Below are 23,723 nucleotides of genomic sequence, written 5' to 3'. Positions count from 1 at the left end.
GACGTACGGCAGAACCGGAGTGAGGAGCCGTCAGCCCTTGATCGCGCCCTGCATGATGCCGCCCACGATCTGCTTGCCGAACAGGATGAACGCGATCAGCAGCGGCAGCGTGCCCAGCAGCGCGCCCGCCATGATCACCGCCTGGTCGGGCACATAACCGGTGCCGAGCGAGTTGAGGGCGACCTGCACGGTCGGGTTCTGCTGGTTGAGGGCGATGATCGGCCACAGGAAGTCGTTCCAGGCGAACACGAAGGTCAGCAGGCCGAGCACGGCCATCGCGGGGCGGGCCGCGGGGAAGACCACGTGCCAGACGACTCTCAGGCTGCTCGCCCCGTCCACCCGGGCCGCCTCGATCAGCTCGGTGGGCAGCGCCTGCACCAGGTACTGCCGCATGAAGAACGTACCGAAGGCCGTCACCAGCGTCGGCAGGATGACCGTCTGCAACTGGTTCGACCAGCCCAGGTTGCTCATCCACAGATACAGCGGTACGACGGCCAGCTGCGGCGGGATCATCATCGTGCCGATCGTCAGCAGCAGCAGCACGTTGGAGAACCGGAACCGCAGCTTGGCGAAGGCGAAGCCGGCGAGCGTGGAGAACAGCACCGTGGCGACGGTGATGGTGCCCGCGACGACCGTGCTGTTGAACATCGCGGTGCCCATGCCGGCCTGGTCCCAGGCTGCCTGCAGGTTCTTGAACAGGTTCCCGCCGAACCACAGGGGCGGCGGAGTCTCGGCCAGCCGCCGGTCGGTGCGCGAGGCCGCGACCGCCGTCCACACCAGGGGCGCCAGCGAGACCAGCGCGAAGACCGTCAGTACGACGTACGTCACGGGGCCCGCGTGCAGCTGCTTGCCCGCGCCCATCACCCGACGGGAACGGTCCTTCTTCGGTCGCGCCTGAGGCAACGTCAGTTCACTGGTGGTCATTGGGACTTCCTCAGGCGTCGGGTGAACAGCATGTTGATCACGGCGACGATCAGCAGGATCAGGAACATCGACCAGGCGATCGCGGACGCCTTGCCGAGGTTGCCGATGATCCAGCCCTGGTCGTACATGTACAGGCCGAGCGTCTGGTACTGGTGCTCGGAGCCGCCCTTGGAGCCGCTGACCCCGCCGAACAGCAGGGGCTCACCGAAGAGCTGGGTCGCGCCGATCGTGGAGACCACCACCGTGAACAGGATGGTGGGCCTGAGCTGCGGGATCGTCACGTGCCGGAACTGCTGCCAGCGGTTGGCGCCGTCGAGCGCCGCCGACTCGTACAGGTCGACCGGGATCGCCTGCATCGCCGCCAGGTAGATCAGCGCGTTGTAGCCGGTCCACCGCCAGATCACGATCGACGACACCGCGAACTGCGAACCCCAGTCGGACTCACGCCAGTTGACCGGGCCGATCCCCACGAAGTGCAGGAACCAGTTGATCATGCCGCCGTCCCAGGAGTACAGCAGCGTGAAGACGAGCGTCGCCGCCGCCACCGAGGTGGCGTAGGGGGTGAGCATCACGACCCGCCAGACGGTCGAGCCGCGCAGCCGGTAGTTGAGCAGGTGGGCGAGCCCGATCGCGGCCATCAGCTGCGGCACGGTCGAGATCACACCGATGGTGAAGGTGTTCTTCAGCGCGTTCCAGAAGAAGTCCGAGCTGAGCAGGTTCTTGTAGTTGTCCAGGCCCGCCCAGGTCTGGGTGTCCAGTGAGGACAGCTGCACGTCGTGCAGCGAGTACCAGGCCGTGTACAGCAGCGGGACCAGCGAGAACGCCCCGAAGATGATGAAGAAGGGGGCGATGAACGCGTACGGCGACGCCTTCATGTCCCAGCGGTACAGCCGGCTGCGCCAGGAGTCGGCGCCCGGGGGTGGCGTACCGCGACCGTGAGCGCCCCGGGCCGCGCCCGGCGGGGTGCCGGGCGCGGCCTCGGCGCTCGACGCGGGATGCGCGAGTGCCTGCTTGGAGCTGCTCACTGGCCGAGCACGTCCTTGATCTCGTTCTTGGCCGCGTCCCAGCCCTGCGAGGGGCTCTTGCCCTTCTGCTCGACCTGGAGGATGCCCACGTCGGTGATGGCGGTGTTGATGGGCTGGTCCTTGATGCCGAAGTACTGGCTCGGGATGGTCTTCGCCGAGTCGGCGAAGATCTGGGTGATCGGTGCGTTCGAGAAGTACGCCAGGGTGTCCGCGGCCGGCTTCAGGTTCGCGTACGCCGACGGGGTCGACGGGAAGCTGGCCTGCTTGGCGAAGACCTTCGCCTGCTGCTCGGGCGCGGTCAGCCACTTCGCCAGGGCGATGGCCTCCTTCTGGTGCTTGCCCGCCGTCGGCACGCCGAGGAAGGAGCCGCCCCAGTTGGACGCGGTCGGGGCGGCGGCGACGTCCCAGTTGCCCTTGCCGGAGTCACCGGACTTCTGCTCGATGTAGCCGATCATCCAGGCCGGGCAGGCCACCGTGGCGAAGGTGCCGTTGGCGTAGCCCTGGTCCCACGGCTTGTCGAACTGCTTCAGCTTCGCCGACATGTTGCTGGTCGCCACCGACATCGCGACGTCCCAGGCCTTCTTCACGCCGTCGGACTTGTCCCAGACGACCTGGCCGCTGCTCTTGTCGTAGTAGCGCTCGCTCGCGCCGCCGAGGGCCGCGTTGTAGACGGAGGAGGCCGAGTCCACGAACTTGGTGCCGCTGGGCGCCTTCTTCATGTACTGCTTGCCGACGTCGACGTACTTGGCCCAGTCGCCCTTCCACTGCGCGGCGAGCTTGGTGCGGTCCGTCTCCAGGCCGGCCTTCTTGAACAGGTCCTTGCGGTAGCAGATCGCCATCGGGCCGACGTCGGTGCCGAGTCCGATCAGCTTGCCGTCCTTGGTGGTGGCCTGGGCGTTCTTCCAGTCCAGCCACTGGGACTTGTCGACCTCCTTGCCGAGATCGACGAACTTGGCGCCCTGCGTCTGCACGGCCTCGGTGATGTTGCCGACCTCGATCGCCTGGATGTCGTCGGTGCCGGAGCCCGCCTGCAGCCGGGTGAGGACCTTCGGCCAGTACACGTCGGTACGGGTGGTGACGTTCTCCTTGATGCTGATGTTCGGGTGCAGCTTCATGTACTCGTCGTAGAGACCGGCCTGCTTGTAGCCGAACACACCGAAGGTGCCGATGGTCAGTGTGGTCTTGCCCTTGCTGTTGCCGCCGCTGTCGTTCGACGAGCTGTTGTCCGAGTCCTTGGAGCAGCCGGCCAGCAGCCCCGTGGTCAGCGCGGCCACGGCCGCGAGGGCCATCAGCCTGCGGGACCGTCGGGTACTCGTGCCCATTTGCGTCCTCCTGTTGCCTGACGTGCCGACCCCCCGGCCAACTGCATTGTTGGGCCCGTTCTACACGCTGCGGCTCGGGCGGGGAACGTGCGGGATGTGTATGTGTCAGGTACTGTGGGAGCGCTCCCACAAGTGATGTGTTGAAGGTTCGCCGGTTCGAGCGAGGGTGTCAAGGGAGTCGGCGTGGCGAGATGTGTTCAGTTATCGGGCTGTTAACTGGATGAAAGGAGTCCGGTACCGGTCGGGTTTTCCAGCCGGGCGCGGGGTCTGGGAGCGGGAGCCCCCAGGGACGGTCACTGATGCCCCGGGACTGTTAGATTCCAGGCCAGCTGCAGTAACGGCGGAAAGGGCGGAGCCAAATGCGGAGCCGGAGCGGTGGTCGGCCCACCCTCGAAGAGGTCGCCGCGCGCGCGGGCGTGGGCCGCGGCACGGTCTCCCGCGTGATCAACGGCTCGCCCCGGGTCAGCGACGCGACCCGCGCGGCGGTCGAGGCGGCGGTGGCCGAACTCGGGTACGTCCCCAACACGGCCGCTCGCGCCCTCGCGGCGAACCGCACGGACGCGATCGCCCTCGTCGTCCCCGAGCCGGAGACTCGTTTCTTCGCGGAGCCGTACTTCTCGGACATGCTGAAGGGCGTCGGCGCCGAGATCTCCGACACGGAGATGCAGCTCCTGCTGATCTTCGCGGGCAGCGACAGGGAGCGCAGGAGGCTCGCGCAGTACCTGGCCGCGCACCGTGTGGACGGCGTCCTGCTGGTCTCGGTGCACGCGGACGACCCGCTGCCCGACCTGCTCGCGCAGCTGGAGATCCCCGCCGTGATCAGCGGCCCCCGGTCGGCCGCCGAGACCCTGACCTCGGTGGACTCGGACAACTACGGCGGCGGCCGCTCGGCGGTGGAGCACCTGCTCTCCAGGGGCCGCCGCAAGATAGCCCACATCACCGGCCGCCTCGACGTCTACGGCGCCCAGCGCCGCGTCGACGGCTACCGTGACGCCCTGAGCGACGCGGGCCAGGAGGTCGACGAACTCCTCATCGAGACCGGCGACTTCACCGAGGAGGGCGGCCGCCGGGCGATGACGAAGCTGCTCGGCCGGTGCCCGGACCTGGACGCGGTCTTCGCGGGCTCCGACGTGATGGCGGCGGGCGCCCGCCAGGTCCTGCGCGAGGAGGGCCGCCGCATCCCCGACGACGTGGCGCTGGTCGGCTACGACGACTCGGCCATCGCCCGCCACATGGACCCGCCCCTCACCAGCGTCCGCCAGCCCATCGAGGAGATGGGCCGCCGCATGATCGACCTCCTCCTCAGCGAAATCGCCGACCGCCGCCCGGCCGTCTCCCGCGACCTGGAACGCCGCCAGGTGGTCCTGGCAACGGAACTGGTACCGCGCACGTCTTCCTGACCGCGACTCGGTCCTACGGCGTCCGGCCTGTCCGGGGAGGTCGACCGCGGGGGCGAAGGGGGCTGGCGAGCCGCGAGGGCCGTGTTTGTGGCCGTGGTGGGGTCGCGTGCGGGAGCGGGGCCACCGGAGCTCGGGACGCCGTCGCGTCGGTGTGCAGGCATGTTCCGTCAGGTGGGCCGGTGTGTCGGCCGTGGTCACTGGCCGGTGTGGGTCCGTTCAGGATGCGCGTCGGCGGGGCGAAGGGGCGAGGGCCGTATGGGTTCGCGGTGCCTGCGGTTTCGAAGCGTCGCGACTTGGGATGCCACCGCATCGGCGTCCAGGCGTGGTCAAAGGCCGCGTACGCGGGGCCCGAGGCCGCGGGTCCCGCCGCGGCTCGGGGCACCGCCTCGTTCGGGTTCCGCGGTTGGAAAATGAGCGGTCCTTCCTCGCTCGGGCGCGCATGCTGGCGGTCATGACTCCCCATCCGCTGCTGGGCGTTCGCGAGGTTGCCGTCGTCGAGTCGTATCTCCGTACGGTGGGTGAGGTGTTCCGGGTCTTTCGTGAGCAGGACTCGGGCTGTGTGTCGTACGGGGTGCTCCTCCCGGAGGGGGAGCGGTGGTTCGTCAAGGAGGCGGTGACCGAGCGGGCCCAGCGGTCCCTGGACCGGGCCTGGGCCTTTCATCGGGCGGTACGCCATCCCGTGATCGTTCCCCAGCTTCACCGCTTCGCCGTACGAGCGAGCGGTCGTACGGCGACCGTGATGCCCTGGTGCGGGGGCGAACCCCTGTACGGCACCACCGCCCGCTCCCGCTTCCGCGCCCTTCCCGTGCCCCGCGTGCTGCGCGCCCTGGACCGCGTCCTCGATGCCCACCTGGCCGTGGAGGCGGCGGGACACGTCGCGGTCGATCTCTACGACGGCGCCTTCCTCTTCGACTTCGACGCCGATGACCTGTGCCTCATCGACCTCGACGAGTACCGCCCCGGTCCCTTCGTCCTGACGGACGCCCGGCTCCCGGGATCGCGCCGCTTCATGGCCCCGGAGGAGTGGCAGCGGGGTTCGGTCATCGACATCCGCACCACCGTCCATGTCCTGGCCCGCACGGCCCGTCTCCTCCTGGACGCCGGTGACGACGAGCGCGCCTGGCGGGGTACGGCGGCGCAGCTGGCGGTGGTGGAGCGGGGGACGCGGGCGGATCCGGGTGAACGGTTCGCGGGCGTACGGGAGTTGGCGGCGGCGTGGCGGGCGGCGACGTCAGCGGGGTAGCGAGAGCCGCCAGCGCTGCTCGCCGTCCTGTTCCTCGTCCGTCGGGAGGAGCCCGGCCGCCCGGGCCACGGCCGCGGAGGCGACGTGCTCGGGATGGATGTGCGCGAGGACCGTACGTATGGGCTGTTGGCGCAACCGGCCGACCAGTCCGCGCGCCGCCTCCGAGGCGAACCCACGCCCCTGCCAGGGGGTGCCGACGACCCAGGCGATCTCCGCGACCGACCCGGTGACCGTTGCCTGGACGGTCCCCACCAGCCGGGACTCCTCCCTTTCCCGCAGCACCCAGTTGCACCAGGAGACGGAGGGATCGGGGGAGCCGGCGACGAGGCGTTCGTAGCGGACGCGCAGGGCAGCGGGGGACAAGGGGCTGCCGCCGATGAAGGTGTGCAGTGCCGGGTCGCAGAGGACGGTGGCCATCTCGTCGGCGTGCGAGACGCGGAGGGGGAGCAGGTCGAGGCGTGGAGTGCCGATGGTGTCGGCGTACACGGGCACGGGCGGCCTCCCGGAAAACGAATCAGCCGGTGACCCCTTCTCAGGGTCACCGGCTGATTACTCAGGGTGAGTGACGGGACTCGAACCCGCGACATCCTGGACCACAACCAGGTGCTCTACCAGCTGAGCTACACCCACCACGACCGGCGGTCTACTTCGTGGTTTTCCGACCGGCCGAGAAAAAGTGTACAGGGTCCGAAGGGGTGCTCGCGCACGCCTTTTACGGCGCCCCCTCGGAGGCGTTACTCCGCAGGCAGGACGTGCTTCGCGGCGATCGACCTCGCGGTGTCGGAGTCGGGGCCGGGCTGCGGCACGAAGATCGCCTCGCGGTAGTACCGCAGTTCCGCGATGGACTCGCGGATGTCGGCGAGTGCGCGGTGGTTGCCGTTCTTCTCGGGGCTGTTGAAGTAGGCCCGCGGGTACCAGCGCCGCGCCAGCTCCTTGACGCTCGACACGTCGACGATCCGGTAGTGGAGATAGTCCTCGAGCGTCGGCATGTCGCGGAGCAGGAAGCCGCGGTCGGTGCCGACCGAGTTGCCGCACAGCGGGGCCTTGCCGGGTTCCTTGACGTGTTCGCGGACATAGGCGAGGACCTGTTCCTCCGCGTCGGCCACCGTCGTGCCGCCGGCGAGTTCGTCCAGCAGCCCGGACGCGGTGTGCATCTGACGCACCACCTCCGGCATCGTCTCCAGTGCCTTGGACGGCGGACGGATGACGATGTCGACACCCTCGCCGAGGATGTTCAGCTCGGAGTCGGTGACGAGGGCGGCCACCTCGATGAGAGCGTCGTCGGACAGCGAGAGGCCGGTCATCTCGCAGTCGATCCACACCATGCGATCGTTCATGCGACCACCCTAAGGCTGGCGCCCCCAAAATCGGCCCCTCGGGTGTTCGAAGGAGCAGGGGTACGGGAGGAGGGGGCGGGTGGCCTCGGTCACCCGTCCCCTCCTCGACGTCACGTACCGCTGCGCTGCCCCGGCAGGCTCGCCCGGCTCGTCACATAGGCCTCGCGGCCGTTCTCCGCCGCGGCTGCGGCGGAAAGCGACGCACCCGATCCGACGGCACTCGCCGCCGCGCGCCGGCTCTGCAGCGGAACCGGCCCCTCCGGATGCAGCAGGGGCGCGGGCCCCGGCGCTCCGGCCGCACCCTCCATGTCGGCCGGCTTGTCGCCCTGCGGACGGCGAGCGCGGTACGCGGCACGGTAGGCCGCCGGGGACGACCCCAGCTGACGGCGGAAGTGGCCGCGCAGGGCCACCGGCGAACGGAAGCCGCAGCGGCCCGCGACCTCGTCCACCGAGTAGTCCGACGTCTCGAGCAGCCGCTGAGCCTGCAGCACCCGCTGGGTGATCAGCCACTGCAGCGGGGCGCTGCCGGTGAGCGAGCGGAACCGGCGGTCGAAGGTGCGCCGGCTCATGTACGCACGCGCGGCGAGGGTCTCCACGTCGAACTGCTCGTGGAGGTGCTCCAGCGCCCAGGCGACGACCTCCGCGAGCGGGTCGGCGCCGATCTCCTCCGGTAAAGATCGATCGAGGTAGCGCTCCTGACCGCCCGACCGGCGCGGCGGTACGACCAGACGCCGGGCCAGTGCGCCCGCCGCCTCGTTGCCGTGGTCCGTCCGCACGATGTGGAGACAGAGGTCGATCCCGGCCGCCGTACCGGCGGAGGTCAGCACGTCGCCGTCGTCGACGAAGAGCTCTCTCGGATCGACGTGCACCGACGGGTAGCGCTTGGCCAGCGTCGGTGCGTACATCCAGTGGGTGGTCGCGGGGCGGCCGTCCAGCAGGCCCGCCGCCGCGAGCACGAAGGCGCCGGTGCACAGCCCGACTATGCGGGCGCCCTCCTCGTGCGCCCGGCGCAGTGCGTCGAGCGCCTCCTCCGGCGGCGGAGACGTGATCGAGCGCCAGGCCGGTACGACGACCGTGCCGGCGCGCGATATCGCCTCCAGGCCATGTGGCGCGGTGAGTTCCAGGCCCCCTGTGGTCCGCAGTGGGCCTTCCTCGCCGCCGCACACCAGCAGTCGGTAGCGCGGCACGCCGGCGTCCTGGCGGTCGATCCCGAACACCGACAGCGGTATGGAACTCTCGAAGATGGGGCCGCCGCTGAACAGCAGCACCGCGACGATCTCCTTGCGGCGTCGCCCGGAAAGCTTCCGGGCCGCGGCTTCCGGCGCGGCAGTGGAGTCGTGGCTCATACTGCTAAGCCCCCCTCGGTGGTCGCGGCTCCTCGGTTGTGTCGCTCCTGCACGTTTCCCCTCGGTCCTGCACGAGTCCCCCGCCGTAAGACATCAAGATCGAATCTACTGTGTCGCAAGGTGCCGGTGTGACCAGTTCGCCAACCGGCACATTGTCGACATGGCAACTTGGCGTGAAGCATTCGATCACGAAGCGTTGCACTCGCGGGCCGTGCAGGGAAGTGCGCCTTGTCGCAGTGGCCAATCCACGTAGGGTAGACGGGGCCCCCGCGCCCCTTTCTCTGCAGGTGGAACGAGGGTTTGGGGGTGGTCGGGGCAAGGGAGGCGCGGGGTCCGGAAGTTGGCTGAAAAGCATCGGACGCGTGCGCGGAAACCGGTCAGCCGACCGGTGTGCTTCCCCCAGTGTGACGCCTGCCTCTGTGAGCACCCGTGCCGCTCCTGTGGTGGCGGCCCCGACGGGAGGTGTGATCCTCGCTCGGCGGGCGGGCCGCCACCCGTTCGGACTGGCGCAGCAGCAGCCGGCACACCGCGGTGACGGCGGCGAGACCGAACGCCGTGCCCGCGGCACCGGCGAGCGAGGTGCCGTACCAGAGAAGGACCACGGGGACGAGGACACAGCTGAACGCCGCCCATCGGACGACATCGGTCACGGTGTCCTGGGGTGGGGCGGTCGCGCGGGGAGTCTCGGGGGTGGGGTGCGGTCCGGACATGCGTGCTCCCTGGGGCCTGGGTCTCGGTGTTCAACGCGTGTTCGACCGGGCGGTCACTGTACGCCCGCCGTCGTAGGCCCCCGGGCAAGTGAACCCCGTGCAAACCGCCTGTACAGCGCAGCAACCATTGCGTTACGGGCGCACCCTCGTGCATGCTCCCTGGAACCCCCACGCAGGGTGGGCGGGATCTGGGCTAAGGAGGCGTGCCGCCGTACCCTTGGGGGTATGGGGTTGGGAAGATGATTCCCGGACACAGCTCCGCCGCACATGCTGCATCCGTTCAGCGAGCCCCGCTCGCGGGCCCTCCCATAAAGGATCAAAACGCCGAGACAGCCATGGCCGGTCACGAATTCTTCGAACCCGCGGACCGCAAGCGCCCCGTCGCCGATCCCACGGCGGCCGAGCCCCAGGCGGCCGAAGAGCCACGCCATTCCTGCGATCCAGCCTTCAAGCACGGCGTGGTCGTCGGCTTCGACGGGTCCACGTCCAGTGAGCGCGCCCTCGCCTATGCGATCGGCATGGCCCATCGTTCCGGATCGGGCCTGATCATCGTGCACGTCGCCAACCGGCTGCCCACCACGGTGTGGGCCGGCTGCGAGCCACCGGTCTTCGTCGACGTTCCGGACCACCGCACCGAGGTGCTGGGGCTCGAGCTGGCCTGTGCGGACTATCTGGCCGAGGTGCCCTGGATCCTGGTCGAGCGCGGTGGCGACATCTGCCACGAACTCGAAGAGGTGGGGCGGGAGTACGAGGCGGACGCGATCGTCGTCGGCTCCACACAGGGCATCGTGGGGCGGATTTTCGGCTCCGTCGCGGGGCGGCTCGCCAAGCGGGCGAAGCGGCCCGTCGTTGTCATTCCGTAACTCCTCGTTCTCCCAGGTGAGATGCGATCCGGGAACGGCCTCCCTCGTTTGTGCAGCGCGCAAATCTACTCGCGCGTAGAGGTGTTTGTGCCTTTGTGAAGGGCATATATCGGTCACCGCACAACTGCACATGCATGAAGGGAGCCCGCCGTGGACAACGACGTCTCCGCGGGAAGCGGAACCACTACCGTGGTCGGCCGACTCGCCCTGGGTATCACCCTGTTGGCGTTCGGACTCGGATACACCCACGTGATCAATGGCGTGTCGGCCGCTGACGCCGTCTCACTGGCCCACTACGTAGGCGGCGTTGCGCTCTTCGTCGCCGGACTCCTCGCCTTCCGTGACGGTGACTCCGTCAACGGGACGGCGTACTCGGCGCTCGGTGCGCTGTGGTTCACCTGGGCCGTGACGGCCGGCAACTCGATGTCCGCCAACGCGGCGGGGCTGTTCCTGGCCCTGTTCGCCCTCGTGGCCCTGACGTTGACCCTCGCGGGCGGGGATCAACTCACGCAGGGTACGTACGGGTTGTTCTTCGTCTCGCTGGTGCTTCTCGCCATCGCGCAGTTCGCGACGAGCGGGTCGCTGGCGAAGGTGGGTGGCTGGTTCGCCGTGGCAGCGGGGGCGGTTGCCTGGTACGCGGCTACCGCGGCGCTGGCTCACTGGCCGACGGTGCTTCCGCGGCGTGCTGCCGGTCGGGGCGTGACGGCTACCGGCTAGCTGCGCAGGCCGGGGGTTGGGCGGCCCCCGGCGAATGGGGCGGACCCCCCGTGCCTTGGTGGCGGCACGTGGGGGTCCGTTCTGTTGTCTGGCCTCTGCGGGTGCGTTGTGGTTGCTCGCGCAGTTCCCCGCGCCCCTGAAAGCGTGCAGTTGCCCGCGGCCCGAAAAGTTGCGCGGTTCCCCGCGGCCCTGAAAGCGTGCAGTTGCCCGCGGCCCGAAAAGTTGCGCGGTTCCCCGCGGCCCTGAAAGCGTGCAGTTGCCGGCGGTCCTGGGGGGCGGACGCCTGCTACTCGACTGTTACCGACTTTGCGAGGTTCCTGGGCTTGTCGATGTCGCGGCCCAGGGCCAGGGCCGTGTGGTAGGCGAGGAGTTGGAGGGGGATGCCCATCAGGATGGGGTCGAGTTCGTCCTCGTTCTTCGGGACGACGATCGTCTCGTCGGCCTTCTCCTCGTGCTGGTGGGCCACCGCGAGGATGCGGCCGCTGCGGGCCTTGATCTCCTCCATGGCGGCGCGGTTCTTCTCCAGGAGGTCGTCGTCGGGGACGATCGCGACCGTGGGGAGGGCCGGCTCGATGAGGGCGAGGGGGCCGTGCTTGAGCTCGGAGGCCGGGTAGGCCTCGGCGTGGATGTACGAGACCTCCTTGAGCTTGAGGGAGGCCTCGCGGGCCACCGGGTAGCCCCGGACGCGCCCGATGAAGAGCATCGAGCGGGCGTCGGCGTACTGCTCGGCCAGCTTCTTGATCTCCTCCTCCTGCGCCAGGATCTCGGTGATCTGGGCGGGGAGCTTGCGCAGTCCCTCGATGATCCGCTTGCCGTCGCGGACCGAGAGGTCGCGGGTGCGGCCCAGGTGCAGGGCGAGCAGGGCGAAGGCCACCGTCGTGTTGGTGAAGCACTTCGTGGAGACCACGCAGACCTCCGGGCCCGCGTGGACGTAGATGCCGGCGTCCGCCTCGCGGGCGATCGCCGAGCCGACCACGTTCACGATGCCGAAGACCCGCGCGCCCTTGCGCTTCAGCTCCTGGACGGCCGCGAGGACGTCGTAGGTCTCGCCGGACTGGGAGACGGCCACGTAGAGGGTGTCGGGGTCCACGACCGCGTTGCGGTAGCGGAACTCGGAGGCCGGCTCGGCGTCCGCCGGGATGCGGGCCAGCTCCTCGATCATCTGGGCGCCGATCATGCCGGCGTGGTACGAGGTGCCGCAGCCGAGGATCTTCACCCGGCGGATCTGCCGGGCCTCGCGGGCGTCCAGGTTGAGGCCGCCGAGGTGGACGGTGGAGAAGCGGTCGTCGATGCGGCCGCGCAGCACGCGGTCCACGGCTTCGGCCTGCTCGTGGACCTCCTTGTGCATGTAGGTGTCGTGGCCGCCCATGTCGTACGACGCCGCCTCCCACTCCACGGTGGTGGGCTCCGCCGTGGTGCGGGTGCCCTCCGTCGTGTAGGTGCGGAAGTCGTCGGCCTTGAGGGTGGCCATCTCGCCGTCGCCGAGAGTCACTATCTGCCGGGTGTGGGCGACCAGGGCGGCGATGTCCGAGGCGACGAACATCTCCTTCTCGCCGATGCCGAGGACCACCGGGGAGCCGTTTCGGGCCACCACGATCCGGTCCGGGAAGTCGGCGTGCATCACCGCGATGCCGTACGTGCCCTCGATGACCCGGAGGGTCTCGCGGACCTTCTCCTCCAGGGTCTCGGCCTGGGAGCGGGCGATGAGGTGGACGAGGACCTCGGTGTCCGTCTCGGAGAGGAACTCGACGCCGTCCGCCTCCAGCTTGCGGCGCAGGTCGGAGGCGTTGTCGATGATGCCGTTGTGGACGACCGCGACCTTGCCCTCGGCGTCCAGGTGCGGGTGTGCGTTCACGTCGGAGGGGGCGCCGTGGGTGGCCCAGCGGGTGTGGGCGATGCCGGTCGTGCCCTTGAAGCGGGCCGGGACCTTGGCCTCCAGGTCGCGGACCCGCCCCTTGGCCTTGACCAGCTTCAGGCCGGCCGCCTTGGGGGAGGTCACGACGATGCCGGCCGAGTCGTAGCCGCGGTATTCCAGCCGCTGCAGACCCTCCAGCAGAAGGGGCGCCACATCACGTTTCCCGATGTAACCGACGATTCCGCACATATATACGTAGTCCTAGCCGTAGACGATGCGGCGCAACTGCCTGAGCGTAAGCTCCGGCGGCGCGACCGCCCGGTATTTCAGGTCCGCCTCGATCCGTTCGAAGATCTCCGCGTTCACCAGGCCCTGGGCCTGCAGCTCGCGGTGGCGGCGACGGACGTACTCCTCGGTCGTCTCGTCGAAGTAGGCGAGCACGTCCTGGATCACCCGCAGTGCCTCGCCCCTGCTCAGGGGCGTGGACCGCGTCAGGTGATCGACAAGTTCCTCGTGCACCCGGTAGATCCTGAGGTACCGAGGGCCGTTTCGCAAGAATCCTGCCCGATATCGGGCAACCGGCTGTCATGGTGACTGTTGATGTTCTTGTGAACCTCTGTTCGCAGGCTGTCCATCCGGAGTCCTGCGGCCCGTTGCTCAAGTCGACGAGTTTCAGACGCCATGGACATACCTCGTATGGGAGTACCGGAGCAGCTGGCCGAGCGCATGAGCATGGCCGAGCAGCACGAGTACCTGCGCGCGAGATTCTCGCGGCGCAACCTGATGAGAGGCGGCGCCGTGACGATCGGCGCCGTCACCGGTGGCGCATTCGTGCCGGGTGCGGCGGCCCAGGCCGCCGTCCCCACGCAGCGCACCGCGCCCGCCACCGAGACGGTCGACGGCTCGCTCGTGGCCCCGTTCGGCCGCCACCTCGCCTACGGCAACGACGCCAGCACCGAGATGACCGTCTCCTGGCAGGTGCCGGTCGCGGTGAAGAAGCCCTTCATCCGCATCGGCGCCCACCCCTGGGACCTCTCCCGCAAGATCGAGGCCGAGGTCCGCAGCCTCTACACCCCGGCCGGTGTCGGCGCCAGCGGCGACCACACGCAGTACTACATCCACGCCAAGCTCACCCACCTGCGCCCGGGGAAGACGTACTACTACGGCGTCGGCCACCAGGGCTTCGACCCGGCCGAGCCGCACCTGGTCGGCACCCTGGGCACCTTCACCACCGCGCCCTCGCACAAGAAGCCGTTCACCTTCACGGCCTTCGGCGACCAGGGCGTCAGCTACCACGGCCTGGCCAACGACAGCCTGATCCTCGGCCAGAACCCGTCCTTCCATCTGCACGCCGGCGACATCGCCTACGCCGACCCGGCCGGCGCGGGCAAGACCGCCGACAGCGGCTTCGACTCGCGGGTGTGGGACCAGTTCCTCGCCCAGACCGAGTCGGTCGCCAAGTCCGTGCCGTGGATGGTGAGTTACGGCAACCACGACATGGAGGCCTGGTACTCGCCCAACGGCTACGGCGGCGAGGAGGCCCGCTTCACGCTCCCCGACAACGGGCCGGACAGGGCGAACCTGCCGGGCGTCTACTCCTTCGTCCACGGCAACACCGCGATCATCTCGCTCGACCCGAACGACGTGTCGTACGAGATCCCCGCCAACCTCGGCATCTCCGGCGGCACCCAGACCAAGTGGTTCGAGGCGCAGCTGAAGAAGTTCCGGGCGTCGAAGGACATCGACTTCATCGTCGTGTTCTTCCACCACTGCGCCTACTGCACCTCCACCGCGCACGCCTCGGAGGGGGGCGTGCGCCAGGAGTGGGTGCCGCTGTTCGAGAAGTACACGGTGGACCTGGTCATCAACGGCCACAACCACCAGTACGAGCGCACCGACGTGATCAAGGGTGACAAGGTCGCCAAGAAGCTGCCGATCGGCGCGACCGCGTACCCCGAGACCGAGGGTGTCGTGTATGTGACGGCGGGTGCGGCGGGCCGCAGCCTGTACGCGTTCTCCGCGCCGGACTCCTACGAGGGGCACCTGAACGAGCGCGACTCCGTGGCCTCGTTCATCAACACCAAGGACGGCAAGGTCAACGAGACCGTCGCCTGGTCCCGGGTGCGCTACCTCAACTACTCCTTCCTGCGCGTGGACGTCGAGCCCGCGCCGCGCGGCCACTACGCCAAGCTGAAGGTGTCGGGCATCGCCGAGACCGGCGACCGCATCGACCACTTCACGGTGGCACGCAAGGCCAAGTAGGGCGTGCACCCCGACGGCAGGGTGTACGTGTCACAGGCGGTCCTCACCGGCGCTACAGGCGCTTGAGGACCGCCTGTTTGGCCATGGTGAACTCCTCGTCCGTCAGGACACCCGTGCGGTGCAGCTCGCCCAGTTCCCGCAGCCGCCGCAGCAGTGCGTCGTGGTCGTCCCGGGGCGGCTCCTCCAGCTGTTTCGGCCCTGCGTCCACGGGGGCCGCCGAGGGGTGCGGCAGTCGCGCCTGCACGGCCGCCGCGACCAGCGCCATCAGCGGGTCCTTCTTGAAGCCCCACAGCTCCACCGAGTTGGGGTCGTACTTGGGCGGTGCCTTGGTGTCCGCGCCCCGTACGGTGAACCGCAGATGCCCGTTCTCCAGGCCGGCCGCGGGCTGCCACTCCACGGCGACGACGTCGGTGACGGCCAGGGTTCGGGTGCCGGCGGCGGCCTTGGCGTCCTCCGTCTTCCAGTTCCACTCCAGGCGGATCTGCTCGCCGTCGAAGCTCGCGGTGCCGTCCCCGGCGGAGACGGAGAGCGGGACGGACGGGCCGGGAAGCAGGTATGCGTCCACCGGGTCGGACGGGACCTCGTCGAGCAGCAGGGCGCCTCGCACCTCGTCCGTGAAGTACTCCGCGACTCCGTACCGGTCCGACTCGACGAGCAGCTGGTAGGGGTCGTTCGGCTCGATGAGCCGTCCGCCGGAGGCGTGCAGCAGGGGGTCGGCGCCGTCGCGCAGCCTCAGCCTCAGCCGCCCCGTCTTCTTGCCCTGCTCGAAGGAGATCCCGGCCAACGCGCCCAGCGGGACGACGAGTTCACCCAGTGTCCGGCGGAGCAGGCTGACGTTTCTGTCCCGCCCGGGCGTCAGCCGAAGGGCATCGCCGTCGAAGACCCACGTGCCGTCCCTCTGGATGATTTCCGCCATGGGGGGATTGTTTCATCGGATCTGCGAGAGAGTGGTCTCTACCAATCCTGAAGGGAGTGCATGTGAGACGGCACAGAACAGCTCCCCGTATGGCTCGTGTTCTCGGATGTCTGCTGCTCGTGGCGGCGGCGGGCGCGTTCACGGTGGCCGCGGCACCGGCGCCGAAGTCCACTCCGCTCGACCGGGTGGTCCCTGCCCCGGCATCGGTCACCCCGGGCGGCTCCCCGTACCGCATCACGCGCGGCACCCGTATCCGCGTGGACGACACCCGCGAAGCCCGCCGGATCGGGGAGTACCTCGCGGGCATCCTGCGCCCGTCCACCGGCTACGTCCTGCCCCTGGTGACGCACGGCGGCGGCGGTATCCGACTCCGTCTGTCCAAGGGCCCGTTCGGTGCGGAGGGCTACCGCCTGGACAGCGGCCGTGACGGCGTCACCATCACCGCCGCCGAACCCGCCGGTCTCTTCCACGGCGTCCAGACCCTGCGCCAGCTCCTGCCGCCCGCAGTGGAGCGGAAGTCCGTACAGCCCGGCCCCTGGGCGGTCGCGGGCGGCACGATCACGGACAGCCCGCGCTACGTGTACCGCGGCGCCATGCTCGACGTCGCCCGGCACTTCTTCACGGTAGCCCAGGTCAAGCGCTACATCGACGAGTTGGCCCTCTACAAGGTCAACAAGCTGCACCTGCACCTGAGCGACGACCAGGGCTGGCGCATCGCCATCGACTCCTGGCCGCGGCTCGCGGCCTACGGCGGCTCCACGGAGGTGGGCGGCGGCCAGGGCGGTCACTACACCAAGGCCGACTACCAGGAGATCGTGCGGTACGCCGCCTCCCGCTATCTGGAGGTCGTCCCCGAGATCGACATGCCCGGCCACACCAACGCGGCCCTCGCCTCGTACGCCGACCTGAACTGCAACGGCACGGCGCCCCCGCTCTACACCGGCACCGACGTCGGCTTCAGCTCGCTGTGCGTCGGCAAGGACGTCACATACGACTTCGTGGACGACGTCATCCGTGAGCTGGCCGCGATCACGCCCGGCCGCTATCTCCACATCGGCGGTGACGAGGCGCACTCCACCAGCCACGAGGACTACGTCAGATTCATGGACCGGGTGCAGCCGGTCGTCGCCAAGTACGGCAAGACGGTGATCGCCTGGCACCAGATCACCGGCGCGCACCCGGCCAAGGGGGCGATAGCGCAGTACTGGGGCCTGGACGACACCGACGCGGCGGAGAAGGCGCAGGTCGCGAAGGCCGCGCAGAACGGCACCGGGCTGATCCTCTCGCCCGCCGACCGGATCTACCTGGACATGAAGTACACCGAGGACACCCCGCTCGGGCAGGACTGGGCCGGACTGGTGGAGGTGAAGCGGTCGTACGACTGGGACCCCGGCAACTACCTTGCAGGAGCGCCAAGTTCGGCGATCAGGGGCGTCGAGGCGCCGCTGTGGACCGAGACGATCGTGACGGACGCCGACATCGACTCCATGGTGTTCCCGCGGCTCGCGGGCGCGGCCGAGCTCGGCTGGTCGCCCGCGTCCACGCACGACTGGGACGCCTACAAGGTGCGGTTGGCTGCGCAGGCTGCACGGTGGGATGCGCTGGGGATCGGCTACTACCGGTCGCCGCAGGTTCCTTGGTAATTCGTCTGATCGCCGGCGGGGGCTGGTCGCGCAGTTCCCCGCGCCCCTAAGGGCGCTACAGGAACCCCGAGACGGGATTTTTGAGGGTTCCGACCAGTTGGAGGGCGCCCGCCGGGTCCGCCAGGTCGACCATCTGGTTGTTGTTGCGCAGCTGGAGCCGGTTGAGGCAGGACAGTGCGAACTCCGGGGCGAACATGTCGTACCGCTCGAACTTCTCGGTGAGTTCGGGCACCGACGCCTGGTACTCGCGGGTGACCTCCGCGACCGTCCGCCAGAAGTCGTCCTCCGTCAGGATTCCCCCGGCGGCGAGGTTCGCGGCGAGGAAGCGGAAGAAGCAGTCGAAGACGTCCGTGAAGACCGACAGGAGTTTCTTGTCCTCCGGGACGTCCACGCGCAGCCGCTCCACCGTCGGCGGCAGCACCGCGTCCGGGTCCATCACGGCGATCTCCTCGGCGATGTCCTTGTAGATCGCGCGCTGCACGACCCCGTCCTTCAGGACCAGGATCACGTTCTCGCCGTGCGGCATGTAGACCAGGTCGTAGGCGTAGAAGCTGTGCAGGAGCGGCACGAAGTACGCCCGCAGGTAGTGCCGCAGCCACTCGGTCGGTGCCAGGCCCGACTGCTCGATCAGCGCGCCCGCGAAGGACGCGCCCTCGTGGTCGACGTGGAGGAGGGAGGCCATGGTGGCGAGCGACTCTCCGTCCCGGAGGCCCTGGACCGGGCTCTCGCGCCAGAGGGCCGCGAGCATTTTGCGGTACGGCGAGTAGCGGTCCGTGGCCTTCTCGTACTCCAGGTGCCGGTAGCCGACGGCGGCCCGCTCGCGGATGATCGACAGGCCGGTGGACTTCAGCACCGGGTCGCCCTCGATGAGCTGGGCCAGCCAGTCGTTGATGGCGGGGGTGGCCTCCATGTAGGCGGCCGACAGTCCGCGCATGAAGCCCATGTTGAGGACCGACAGGGCCGTCTTCACATAGTGCTTCTCGGGGTGCGAGCTGTTGAAGAAGGTCCGGATGGACTGCTGGGCCAGGTACTCGTCGTCCCCCTCGCCCAGGCACACCAGGTGCCGGCGGGCGATCTCGGCGGCGAAGGTGACGGTGAGCTTGTTCCACCACTGCCAGGGGTGGACGGGGATGAGGAGGTAGTCGTCCGGGTCGAGTCCCTGCTCGGAAAGTGATACACGGAAACGGTTCAGCGTTACGTTTCCGAGCTCCTCCCTCAGGAAGGACTCGTACTCGATCCCGACCCCCGCCGTGAACGCGGCGCGTGACCGGTGCGCGGCCAGCCACACCAGACGGACCGGGCTTGCGGTCTCGGGGGCGTACGACAGGTACTCGTGGATGCCGAAGCCGAGCCGTCCGTTGTTGGCCACGAAGCAGGGGTGGCCCTCGGTCATACCGGTCTCGATGGCCTGGAAGCCGGACCGAGCCAGCTCGGCGGCCGGGAGCTGCGGCTTGGTGAGCTTGTAGCAGGTGCCGGAGAGGGTGGAGGAGAGCTCCTCCAGGTAGACGGGGAGGATCTCGTCGCTCAGGCCCAGCGCTGTCCTCAGCTCGATGAAGAAGTCGAGGGCGGCGAGGGGGAGTTCGGTGCCGTCGCGGTGGCGGGTGATCGAGTCGGCGTCGATCTGCCAGTGGTCGAGGGCGTGGCGTGTGGCGGTGAAGCGGTAGCGGGTCAGGCCGTCGTCGCTGCGGACGACGTACCCGTTTTCGGCGGTGGCTTCCGGCGTGATCAGGCGCTCGTGGGCGAACTCGGCGAGGGCCTTGCGGACCAGGAGGCGGTTGGCCTGCTCCCAGCGTTCGGGGGAGAGGTGGGCCACGGTGTCGGCGAGGGTCATACCGGCACCACCGCGTTCTCGAACTGCTCGCGCGTGCAGAAGCTCAGCAGCGCCTTCTTCTCCGGCTTCTCGATCTCGCGTCCGGGCACGAAGCCGACGGCCTCGTTCAGGGCGTGGACGGCCGTGTTGGAGATGTCCGGCTCGACGACGACGCGCTGCACCGCCGGGTCCTCGAAGAGGCGCGCCATCACGGTGGTGATCACGGACCGGGTGAAGCCGTGCACGGGCGTGTCGGTGGCGGGGGTCAGGAAGTGCATGCCGATGTCGCCGGGCTGCGGCTCGTAGAGGCCGACCAGTTCGCGGTGGGCGGGGTCGTAGTACTCCATCAGGAAGGCGGGTTCGCCGTCCCTGTCGAGCCCGAGCAGCGCGTGATGGTGCTCGTCGGCCGCGATCTCCGTGTAGGCGCGCTCGACGTCCTCCGGTTTCGCGTCCTGCATCATCCAGAACGCGGCCTTGGGGTGGGTGACCCAGGTGTGCAGGAGTTCGGCGTCGGTCAGCGGGTCGAGGGGGCGGAAGGTGAAGGCCGTGGGGCTCATGCGGTGAACTCCTGGAACGCGATGGTCGTCTCGACCGGGTAGTACTCGGTGCCGAGCAGCTCGCGGATGATGTAGCTGTTGCGGTAGGCGCCCATGCCCAGGTCGGGGCTGGTGATGCTGTGGGTGTGCACGCCGGCGTTCTGCAGGAAGACGCCCCGGCCGGTGGTGTCGATGGAGTAGTTGCGGGCGACGTCGAAGTTGCCGTGCGCGTCGTAGAGCAGCCGGTCGCGTACGGGCTTCAGGAACTCCGGCTCGGCGTACTTGTAGCCGGTGGCCAGGATCAGCCCCTCGGACTCGATCTCGTAGTCCTTCTCCTGCTCCTCCTGACGGAAGGAGAGCGTGTACGCGCCGTCCAGGTAACGCGCGCTGTTCAGCGAGGAGTTGGTGAGCAGACGGGTGGGCACGGGGCCGCCGAGGTTCTTCTGGTAGAGCAGATCGAAGATCTCGTTGATCAGACCGCCGTCGATGCCCTTGAACAGGCCCTTCTGCTCGGCCGTGAGCCGGTAGCGGGTGGCCTCCGGCAGCTCCCGGTAGTAGTCGATGTACTCCGGGGAGGTCATCTCGAGGGTGAGTTTGGTGTATTCGAGGGGGAAGAAGCGCGGGGAGCGGGTGACCCAGTTCAGACGGTAGCCGTGGACGTCGATCTCGTTCAGCAGGTCGTAGTAGATCTCGGCGGCGGACTGGCCGCTGCCGACCAGCGTGATCGACTCCTTGCGCTGCAGCTCCGCCTTGTGCTGCAGATAGCGGGAGTTGTGGATGAAGTCGCCGCCCAGGTTCCGGCAGGACTCGGGGATGTGCGGCGGAGTGCCCGTGCCGAGGACGAGGTGGCGGGCGCGGTACAGGTCTCCGCCCTCGGTGTGTACGAGGTAGCTCTCTGCCTCTTCGTCGTACGTCACCTCGGTGACCGTCGTGCTGAAGCGGACGCTGCTCAGGTTGTTCGCGGCCCAGCGGCAGTAGTCGTCGTACTCGACGCGCAGCGGGTAGAAGTTCTCGCGGATGTAGAACGGGTACAGCCGGCCCTTCTCCTTCAGATAGTTGAGGAAGGAGTACGGCGAGGTGGGGTCGGCGAGGGTGACCAGGTCCGACATGAACGGGGTCTGGAGATGGGCGCCGTCCAGGAACATGCCCGCGTGCCACTCGAAGTCCGGCTTCGACTCCAGGAAGACACCGTCCAGCTCGGCGATCGGCTCGGTCAGACAGGCCAGGCCGAGGTTGAAGGGGCCGAGCCCGATCCCGACGAAGTCATGGGTTCCGGTCGGGTTTTCAGGACGCGCGGTCAAGGGACTCTCCCAGGTACTGCTCGGCGTGGCCGGCTATCAGGTCCAGGACGGCGGCGATGTCGTCGGTCGTCGTCTCGGGGTTGAGCAGGGTGAACTTCAGGTAGTGGCGGCCGCCCACCTTGGTGCCCGCGACCACCGCGTCACCGGAGGCGAACAGGGCCCCTCGGGCGTACAGGTTGGCGCGGTCGATCTCGGCAGGATCGGTGACGGCGCCCGGGATGTAGCGGAAGACGAGGGTGGACAGGGACGGCCGGACGACCACGTCGAAGCGGGGGTCGGCGGCGAGGAGGTGCCAGCCTTCCTGCGCCAGCTCGCACACCTCGTCGAAGAGTTCGCCGATGCCGTCGGCGCCCATCACGCGCAGCGTCATCCACAGCTTGAGGGCGTCGAAGCGGCGGGTGGTCTGCAGGGACTTGTCGACCTGGTTGGGGATGCGCTCGGCGACCATACGGCGCGGGTTCAGGTACTCCGCGTGGTAGGTGGCGTGGCGCAGGGTCGAGGCGTCCCGGACCAGCACGGCGGACGAACTCACCGGCTGGAAGAAGGACTTGTGGTAGTCGACGGTGACCGAGTCGGCGCGCTCGATGCCCTCGATGCGGTCCCGGTACCTGAGCGAGGCGAGCAGCCCGCAGCCGTACGCCGCATCCACGTGCAGCCAGGCGCCGAACTGCTCGCACAGCTCGGCGATCTCCGGCAGCGGGTCGATGGAGCCGAAGTCGGTGGTGCCCGCGGTGGCGACGACGGCCATCGGGACCAGGCCGTCCCTCCTGCAGCGCTCCAGCTCACGGGCGAGGGCGACGGTCTGCATCCGCTTGTCGTGGTCGACGGGAACGGAGACCACCGCGTCCTGGCCGAGGCCGAGCAGTTTCGCGGACTTCTTCACGCTGAAGTGGCCGACCTCGGAGGCGAAGACGCGCAGTTTGGCAAGCGTGGCCCCCTCTTCCCACCCTGCCCGCCCTGGCTTGGCTTCCTCGCGGGCCAGCAGCAGCGCCTGCAAGTTGGACTGGGTGCCACCCGAGGTGAACACACCGTCCGCGGCGGGGCCGAAACCGATACGGGCGGTCGTCCAGTCGATGAGCCTGCGCTCGATCAGGGTGCCGCCGGCCGACTGGTCCCAGGTGTCCAGGGAGGAGTTGACGGCGGACAGGACGGCCTCGCCGAGCACCGCCGGGATGACCACCGGACAGTTGAGGTGGGCGAGGTAGCGGGGGTGGTGGAAGTAGATCGCGTCACGGAGGTAGAGGTCCTCCAGCTCGTCCAGGACCGCGCCGGTGTCGCCCAGCGGCCGGTCGAGGTCGATGGCGTCGATCCGGGGCGCGAGGGCGTCGACGGTGACACCGGTGAACGGACGGTCGGTGGTGGCGAGTTTGGCCGCCACCCGCTCGACTCCTTCGGTCACGGAGCGGCGGTAGTGCTCCGCGGTCAGGTCATTGAGCAGGTGCGAGCGCATTGGGGGTCCTCCGGTGGGGACGGTCCGTGCGGGTGGGGTGAGGGGCGAAGCTGCCGGCCCGGCTTCGATTAACTTAGGTTAGCCTAACCTAAGTATCTTGGGTTTGATCCCGCCCCTCCCGTGACCGCCGTCACCCCTGTTCGCGCAACTGCTCCTCGCTCAGGCCCCGCCGCCAGTAGCCGACGAAGGTGACCCGCCGCCGGTCGATCCCGCGCTCCTGGACGAGGTGCCGCCGCAGCTGCTTCACGCTTCCGCTCTCGCCCGCGATCCAGGCGTACGGATGCTCGGCGGGCGGCAGCCGGTCGGAACGCAGGACGTCGAGGGCCATGGGGGACCCCTCGACGCCTGTGTCCCGGACCAACCAGGTGATCTCGGCGTCGGCCGCGGTCACCAGGTCCTGGATGTCCCCCGCGTCGTGCACCTCCAGCCAGACCCGGGCGCGGACGCAGGCCGGCAGCGACTCGAGGATCGCCGACACGGCCGGAAGGGCGGTCTCGTCCCCCCAGATCAGCATCAGATCGGTGTCCGCGGGCGGCCGGAAACGGATCGCCCGGTTGTCCGCGACCGCGGGCCCGAGCACCACGACACGATCACCGGCGGCGGCCCGCCCGGCCCAGACGGAGGCGGGCCCGGCCGGGGTGTGCAGCACGAAGTCGATGTCGATCTCGTCGGGGTCGTGCCGCAGGCTCCGGAGTGTGTATGACCGCATGACGGCCCGTATCCCGTCGGGCAGTTCACGCCAGGCCTGCCACCAGCCGTCACCGAGCTCGTACGGCACGGCGGGCTCGCTCTGCCCGCGATGCGGCAGGAAGAGGGACAGGGACTGATCCCGCCCGTCGGAGGCGAAGTGCTTCAAGTCCTCCCCGGCGAAGGTCACCCGGACCAAGGACCGGCCGAGCCTCCTCGTCCGCGCGACCTGAAGGGAAAAGAACCGGAAGGGGGCGGCTACGGCGGTGGTCATATGTGCTCCTGAGTTGCCGTCAGGTTGTAAGCGGGGCGGAGGCGCACCAGGCCTGAGGGGCGCGGGGCTGCATCGAAATGCGGCTCCGCCGCGGGGCGCGAC

21 protein-coding genes and 1 tRNA gene are annotated in these 23,723 nt (G+C 69.0%); 6 read left to right on the top strand and 16 right to left on the bottom strand.

The window, feature by feature from the left end; translation table 11 throughout:
- Nucleotides 1-30 precede the first annotated feature (30 nt).
- Genes ACWCRD_RS13825 through ACWCRD_RS13815 form a run of 3 tightly spaced genes read right to left on the bottom strand, consistent with a single transcriptional unit; the run spans nt 31 to nt 3,271 of the window.
- Entirely contained in the window at nt 31-924 is an 894-nt protein-coding gene (locus ACWCRD_RS13825) for a carbohydrate ABC transporter permease (protein WP_450966059.1), read from the bottom strand.
- A complete protein-coding gene (locus ACWCRD_RS13820; RefSeq protein ID WP_450966058.1) occupies nt 921-1,949 on the bottom strand; it encodes a carbohydrate ABC transporter permease in 1,029 nt (342 codons plus the stop codon). The genes ACWCRD_RS13825 and ACWCRD_RS13820 overlap by 4 nt, the downstream gene beginning before the upstream one ends.
- Complete coding sequence (locus tag ACWCRD_RS13815; protein ID WP_450966057.1) at nt 1,946-3,271, bottom strand: ABC transporter substrate-binding protein; 1,326 nt, start codon at nt 3,269-3,271, stop codon at nt 1,946-1,948. Before ACWCRD_RS13815 ends, ACWCRD_RS13820 begins: the two co-directional genes overlap by 4 nt.
- 359 nt (nt 3,272-3,630) lie before the next feature.
- Here ACWCRD_RS13815 and ACWCRD_RS13810 point away from each other — a divergent pair, with 359 nt between their 5' ends.
- Nucleotides 3,631-4,671, top strand: coding sequence for a LacI family DNA-binding transcriptional regulator (locus ACWCRD_RS13810; protein ID WP_450966056.1), 1,041 nt, complete (start codon nt 3,631-3,633; stop codon nt 4,669-4,671).
- Nucleotides 4,672-5,122: 451 nt separating this feature from the next.
- Nucleotides 5,123-5,914, top strand: a complete 792-nt coding sequence (locus ACWCRD_RS13805; protein WP_450966055.1) for a serine/threonine protein kinase — start codon at nt 5,123-5,125, stop codon at nt 5,912-5,914.
- On the opposite strand, the gene ACWCRD_RS13800 is transcribed toward ACWCRD_RS13805, so the two are convergent.
- The 5 genes from ACWCRD_RS13800 to ACWCRD_RS13780 form a co-directional block, all read right to left on the bottom strand.
- A complete protein-coding gene (locus ACWCRD_RS13800) occupies nt 5,903-6,406 on the bottom strand; it encodes a GNAT family N-acetyltransferase (protein ID WP_450966054.1) in 504 nt (167 codons plus the stop codon). The two genes, ACWCRD_RS13805 and ACWCRD_RS13800, sit on opposite strands and share 12 nt — an antisense overlap.
- A gap of 65 nt (nt 6,407-6,471) precedes the next feature.
- Nucleotides 6,472-6,544 (bottom strand) — tRNA-His (locus ACWCRD_RS13795).
- A 104-nt stretch (nt 6,545-6,648) separates the two neighbouring features.
- Nucleotides 6,649-7,251 carry an oligoribonuclease gene (gene orn / locus ACWCRD_RS13790; RefSeq protein ID WP_115908012.1) on the bottom strand — a complete coding sequence of 201 codons (603 nt, stop codon included), beginning with the start codon at nt 7,249-7,251 and terminating at the stop codon, nt 6,649-6,651.
- A 110-nt stretch (nt 7,252-7,361) separates the two neighbouring features.
- A complete protein-coding gene (locus ACWCRD_RS13785; protein WP_123965339.1) occupies nt 7,362-8,597 on the bottom strand; it encodes a helix-turn-helix domain-containing protein in 1,236 nt (411 codons plus the stop codon).
- A 377-nt stretch (nt 8,598-8,974) separates the two neighbouring features.
- Nucleotides 8,975-9,307, bottom strand: a complete 333-nt coding sequence (locus tag ACWCRD_RS13780) for a hypothetical protein (protein WP_232646058.1) — start codon at nt 9,305-9,307, stop codon at nt 8,975-8,977.
- Nucleotides 9,308-9,642: 335 nt separating this feature from the next.
- Between ACWCRD_RS13780 and ACWCRD_RS13775 the strand changes: the two genes are divergently transcribed.
- Nucleotides 9,643-10,170 carry a universal stress protein gene (locus ACWCRD_RS13775; protein WP_115908015.1) on the top strand — a complete coding sequence of 176 codons (528 nt, stop codon included), beginning with the start codon at nt 9,643-9,645 and terminating at the stop codon, nt 10,168-10,170.
- 150 nt (nt 10,171-10,320) lie between these two features.
- On the top strand, nt 10,321-10,887 hold the full coding sequence (locus tag ACWCRD_RS13770; protein WP_115908016.1) for a GPR1/FUN34/YaaH family transporter: 567 nt from the start codon (nt 10,321-10,323) through the stop codon (nt 10,885-10,887).
- 286 nt (nt 10,888-11,173) lie between these two features.
- On the opposite strand, the gene glmS is transcribed toward ACWCRD_RS13770, so the two are convergent.
- Nucleotides 11,174-12,991, bottom strand: coding sequence for a glutamine--fructose-6-phosphate transaminase (isomerizing) (gene glmS / locus ACWCRD_RS13765; protein ID WP_450966053.1), 1,818 nt, complete (start codon nt 12,989-12,991; stop codon nt 11,174-11,176).
- Between the two features lie 12 nt (nt 12,992-13,003).
- Nucleotides 13,004-13,261, bottom strand: a complete 258-nt coding sequence (locus ACWCRD_RS13760) for a hypothetical protein (protein WP_115908018.1) — start codon at nt 13,259-13,261, stop codon at nt 13,004-13,006.
- A 177-nt stretch (nt 13,262-13,438) separates the two neighbouring features.
- Between ACWCRD_RS13760 and ACWCRD_RS13755 the strand changes: the two genes are divergently transcribed.
- Nucleotides 13,439-15,004, top strand: coding sequence for a fibronectin type III domain-containing protein (locus ACWCRD_RS13755; protein ID WP_450966232.1), 1,566 nt, complete (start codon nt 13,439-13,441; stop codon nt 15,002-15,004).
- A gap of 52 nt (nt 15,005-15,056) precedes the next feature.
- Here ACWCRD_RS13755 and ACWCRD_RS13750 read toward each other — a convergent pair whose 3' ends face one another.
- Nucleotides 15,057-15,920, bottom strand: a complete 864-nt coding sequence (locus ACWCRD_RS13750; RefSeq protein WP_450966052.1) for a DUF4429 domain-containing protein — start codon at nt 15,918-15,920, stop codon at nt 15,057-15,059.
- Between the two features lie 89 nt (nt 15,921-16,009).
- On the opposite strand from ACWCRD_RS13750, the gene ACWCRD_RS13745 reads away from it, so the two are divergent.
- Nucleotides 16,010-17,563, top strand: a complete 1,554-nt coding sequence (locus tag ACWCRD_RS13745; protein ID WP_450966051.1) for a beta-N-acetylhexosaminidase — start codon at nt 16,010-16,012, stop codon at nt 17,561-17,563.
- 55 nt (nt 17,564-17,618) lie between these two features.
- On the opposite strand, the gene ACWCRD_RS13740 is transcribed toward ACWCRD_RS13745, so the two are convergent.
- The 5 genes from ACWCRD_RS13740 to ACWCRD_RS13720 form a co-directional block, all read right to left on the bottom strand.
- Nucleotides 17,619-19,394, bottom strand: a complete 1,776-nt coding sequence (locus ACWCRD_RS13740) for an IucA/IucC family protein (RefSeq protein WP_450966050.1) — start codon at nt 19,392-19,394, stop codon at nt 17,619-17,621.
- Nucleotides 19,391-19,930 carry a GNAT family N-acetyltransferase gene (locus ACWCRD_RS13735; RefSeq protein WP_450966049.1) on the bottom strand — a complete coding sequence of 180 codons (540 nt, stop codon included), beginning with the start codon at nt 19,928-19,930 and terminating at the stop codon, nt 19,391-19,393. Before ACWCRD_RS13735 ends, ACWCRD_RS13740 begins: the two co-directional genes overlap by 4 nt.
- Nucleotides 19,927-21,210, bottom strand: a complete 1,284-nt coding sequence (locus ACWCRD_RS13730) for a lysine N(6)-hydroxylase/L-ornithine N(5)-oxygenase family protein (protein ID WP_450966048.1) — start codon at nt 21,208-21,210, stop codon at nt 19,927-19,929. The genes ACWCRD_RS13735 and ACWCRD_RS13730 overlap by 4 nt, the downstream gene beginning before the upstream one ends.
- Nucleotides 21,194-22,660, bottom strand: a complete 1,467-nt coding sequence (desA, locus tag ACWCRD_RS13725) for a lysine decarboxylase DesA (RefSeq protein ID WP_450966047.1) — start codon at nt 22,658-22,660, stop codon at nt 21,194-21,196. The genes ACWCRD_RS13730 and desA overlap by 17 nt, the downstream gene beginning before the upstream one ends.
- A gap of 130 nt (nt 22,661-22,790) precedes the next feature.
- Nucleotides 22,791-23,621 carry a siderophore-interacting protein gene (locus ACWCRD_RS13720; protein ID WP_450966046.1) on the bottom strand — a complete coding sequence of 277 codons (831 nt, stop codon included), beginning with the start codon at nt 23,619-23,621 and terminating at the stop codon, nt 22,791-22,793.
- Nucleotides 23,622-23,723: the final 102 nt, after the last annotated feature.

Source organism: Streptomyces sp. NPDC002092, assembly GCF_053593775.1.
The sequence above is the reverse complement of the archived record's forward strand: the minus strand, read 5'-3'. Positions and strand labels throughout refer to the sequence as shown.

What these genes read in the sequence shown, in the direction of transcription:
- ACWCRD_RS13825 (WP_450966059.1), bottom strand. Translation starts at nt 924, where the DNA reads ATGACCACCAGTGAACTGACGTTGCCTCAGGCGCGACCGAAGAAGGAC.
- ACWCRD_RS13775 (WP_115908015.1), top strand. Translation starts at nt 9,643, where the DNA reads ATGGCCGGTCACGAATTCTTCGAACCCGCGGACCGCAAGCGCCCCGTC.
- glmS (WP_450966053.1), bottom strand. Translation starts at nt 12,991, where the DNA reads ATGTGCGGAATCGTCGGTTACATCGGGAAACGTGATGTGGCGCCCCTT.
- ACWCRD_RS13750 (WP_450966052.1), bottom strand. Translation starts at nt 15,920, where the DNA reads ATGGCGGAAATCATCCAGAGGGACGGCACGTGGGTCTTCGACGGCGAT.
- ACWCRD_RS13740 (WP_450966050.1), bottom strand. Translation starts at nt 19,394, where the DNA reads ATGACCCTCGCCGACACCGTGGCCCACCTCTCCCCCGAACGCTGGGAG.
- orn (WP_115908012.1), bottom strand. Translation starts at nt 7,251, where the DNA reads ATGAACGATCGCATGGTGTGGATCGACTGCGAGATGACCGGCCTCTCG.
- ACWCRD_RS13755 (WP_450966232.1), top strand. Translation starts at nt 13,439, where the DNA reads ATGGGAGTACCGGAGCAGCTGGCCGAGCGCATGAGCATGGCCGAGCAG.
- ACWCRD_RS13720 (WP_450966046.1), bottom strand. Translation starts at nt 23,621, where the DNA reads ATGACCACCGCCGTAGCCGCCCCCTTCCGGTTCTTTTCCCTTCAGGTC.
- ACWCRD_RS13780 (WP_232646058.1), bottom strand. Translation starts at nt 9,307, where the DNA reads ATGTCCGGACCGCACCCCACCCCCGAGACTCCCCGCGCGACCGCCCCA.
- desA (WP_450966047.1), bottom strand. Translation starts at nt 22,660, where the DNA reads ATGCGCTCGCACCTGCTCAATGACCTGACCGCGGAGCACTACCGCCGC.
- ACWCRD_RS13735 (WP_450966049.1), bottom strand. Translation starts at nt 19,930, where the DNA reads ATGAGCCCCACGGCCTTCACCTTCCGCCCCCTCGACCCGCTGACCGAC.
- ACWCRD_RS13745 (WP_450966051.1), top strand. Translation starts at nt 16,010, where the DNA reads ATGGCTCGTGTTCTCGGATGTCTGCTGCTCGTGGCGGCGGCGGGCGCG.
- ACWCRD_RS13805 (WP_450966055.1), top strand. Translation starts at nt 5,123, where the DNA reads ATGACTCCCCATCCGCTGCTGGGCGTTCGCGAGGTTGCCGTCGTCGAG.
- ACWCRD_RS13785 (WP_123965339.1), bottom strand. Translation starts at nt 8,597, where the DNA reads ATGAGCCACGACTCCACTGCCGCGCCGGAAGCCGCGGCCCGGAAGCTT.
- ACWCRD_RS13815 (WP_450966057.1), bottom strand. Translation starts at nt 3,271, where the DNA reads ATGGGCACGAGTACCCGACGGTCCCGCAGGCTGATGGCCCTCGCGGCC.
- ACWCRD_RS13810 (WP_450966056.1), top strand. Translation starts at nt 3,631, where the DNA reads ATGCGGAGCCGGAGCGGTGGTCGGCCCACCCTCGAAGAGGTCGCCGCG.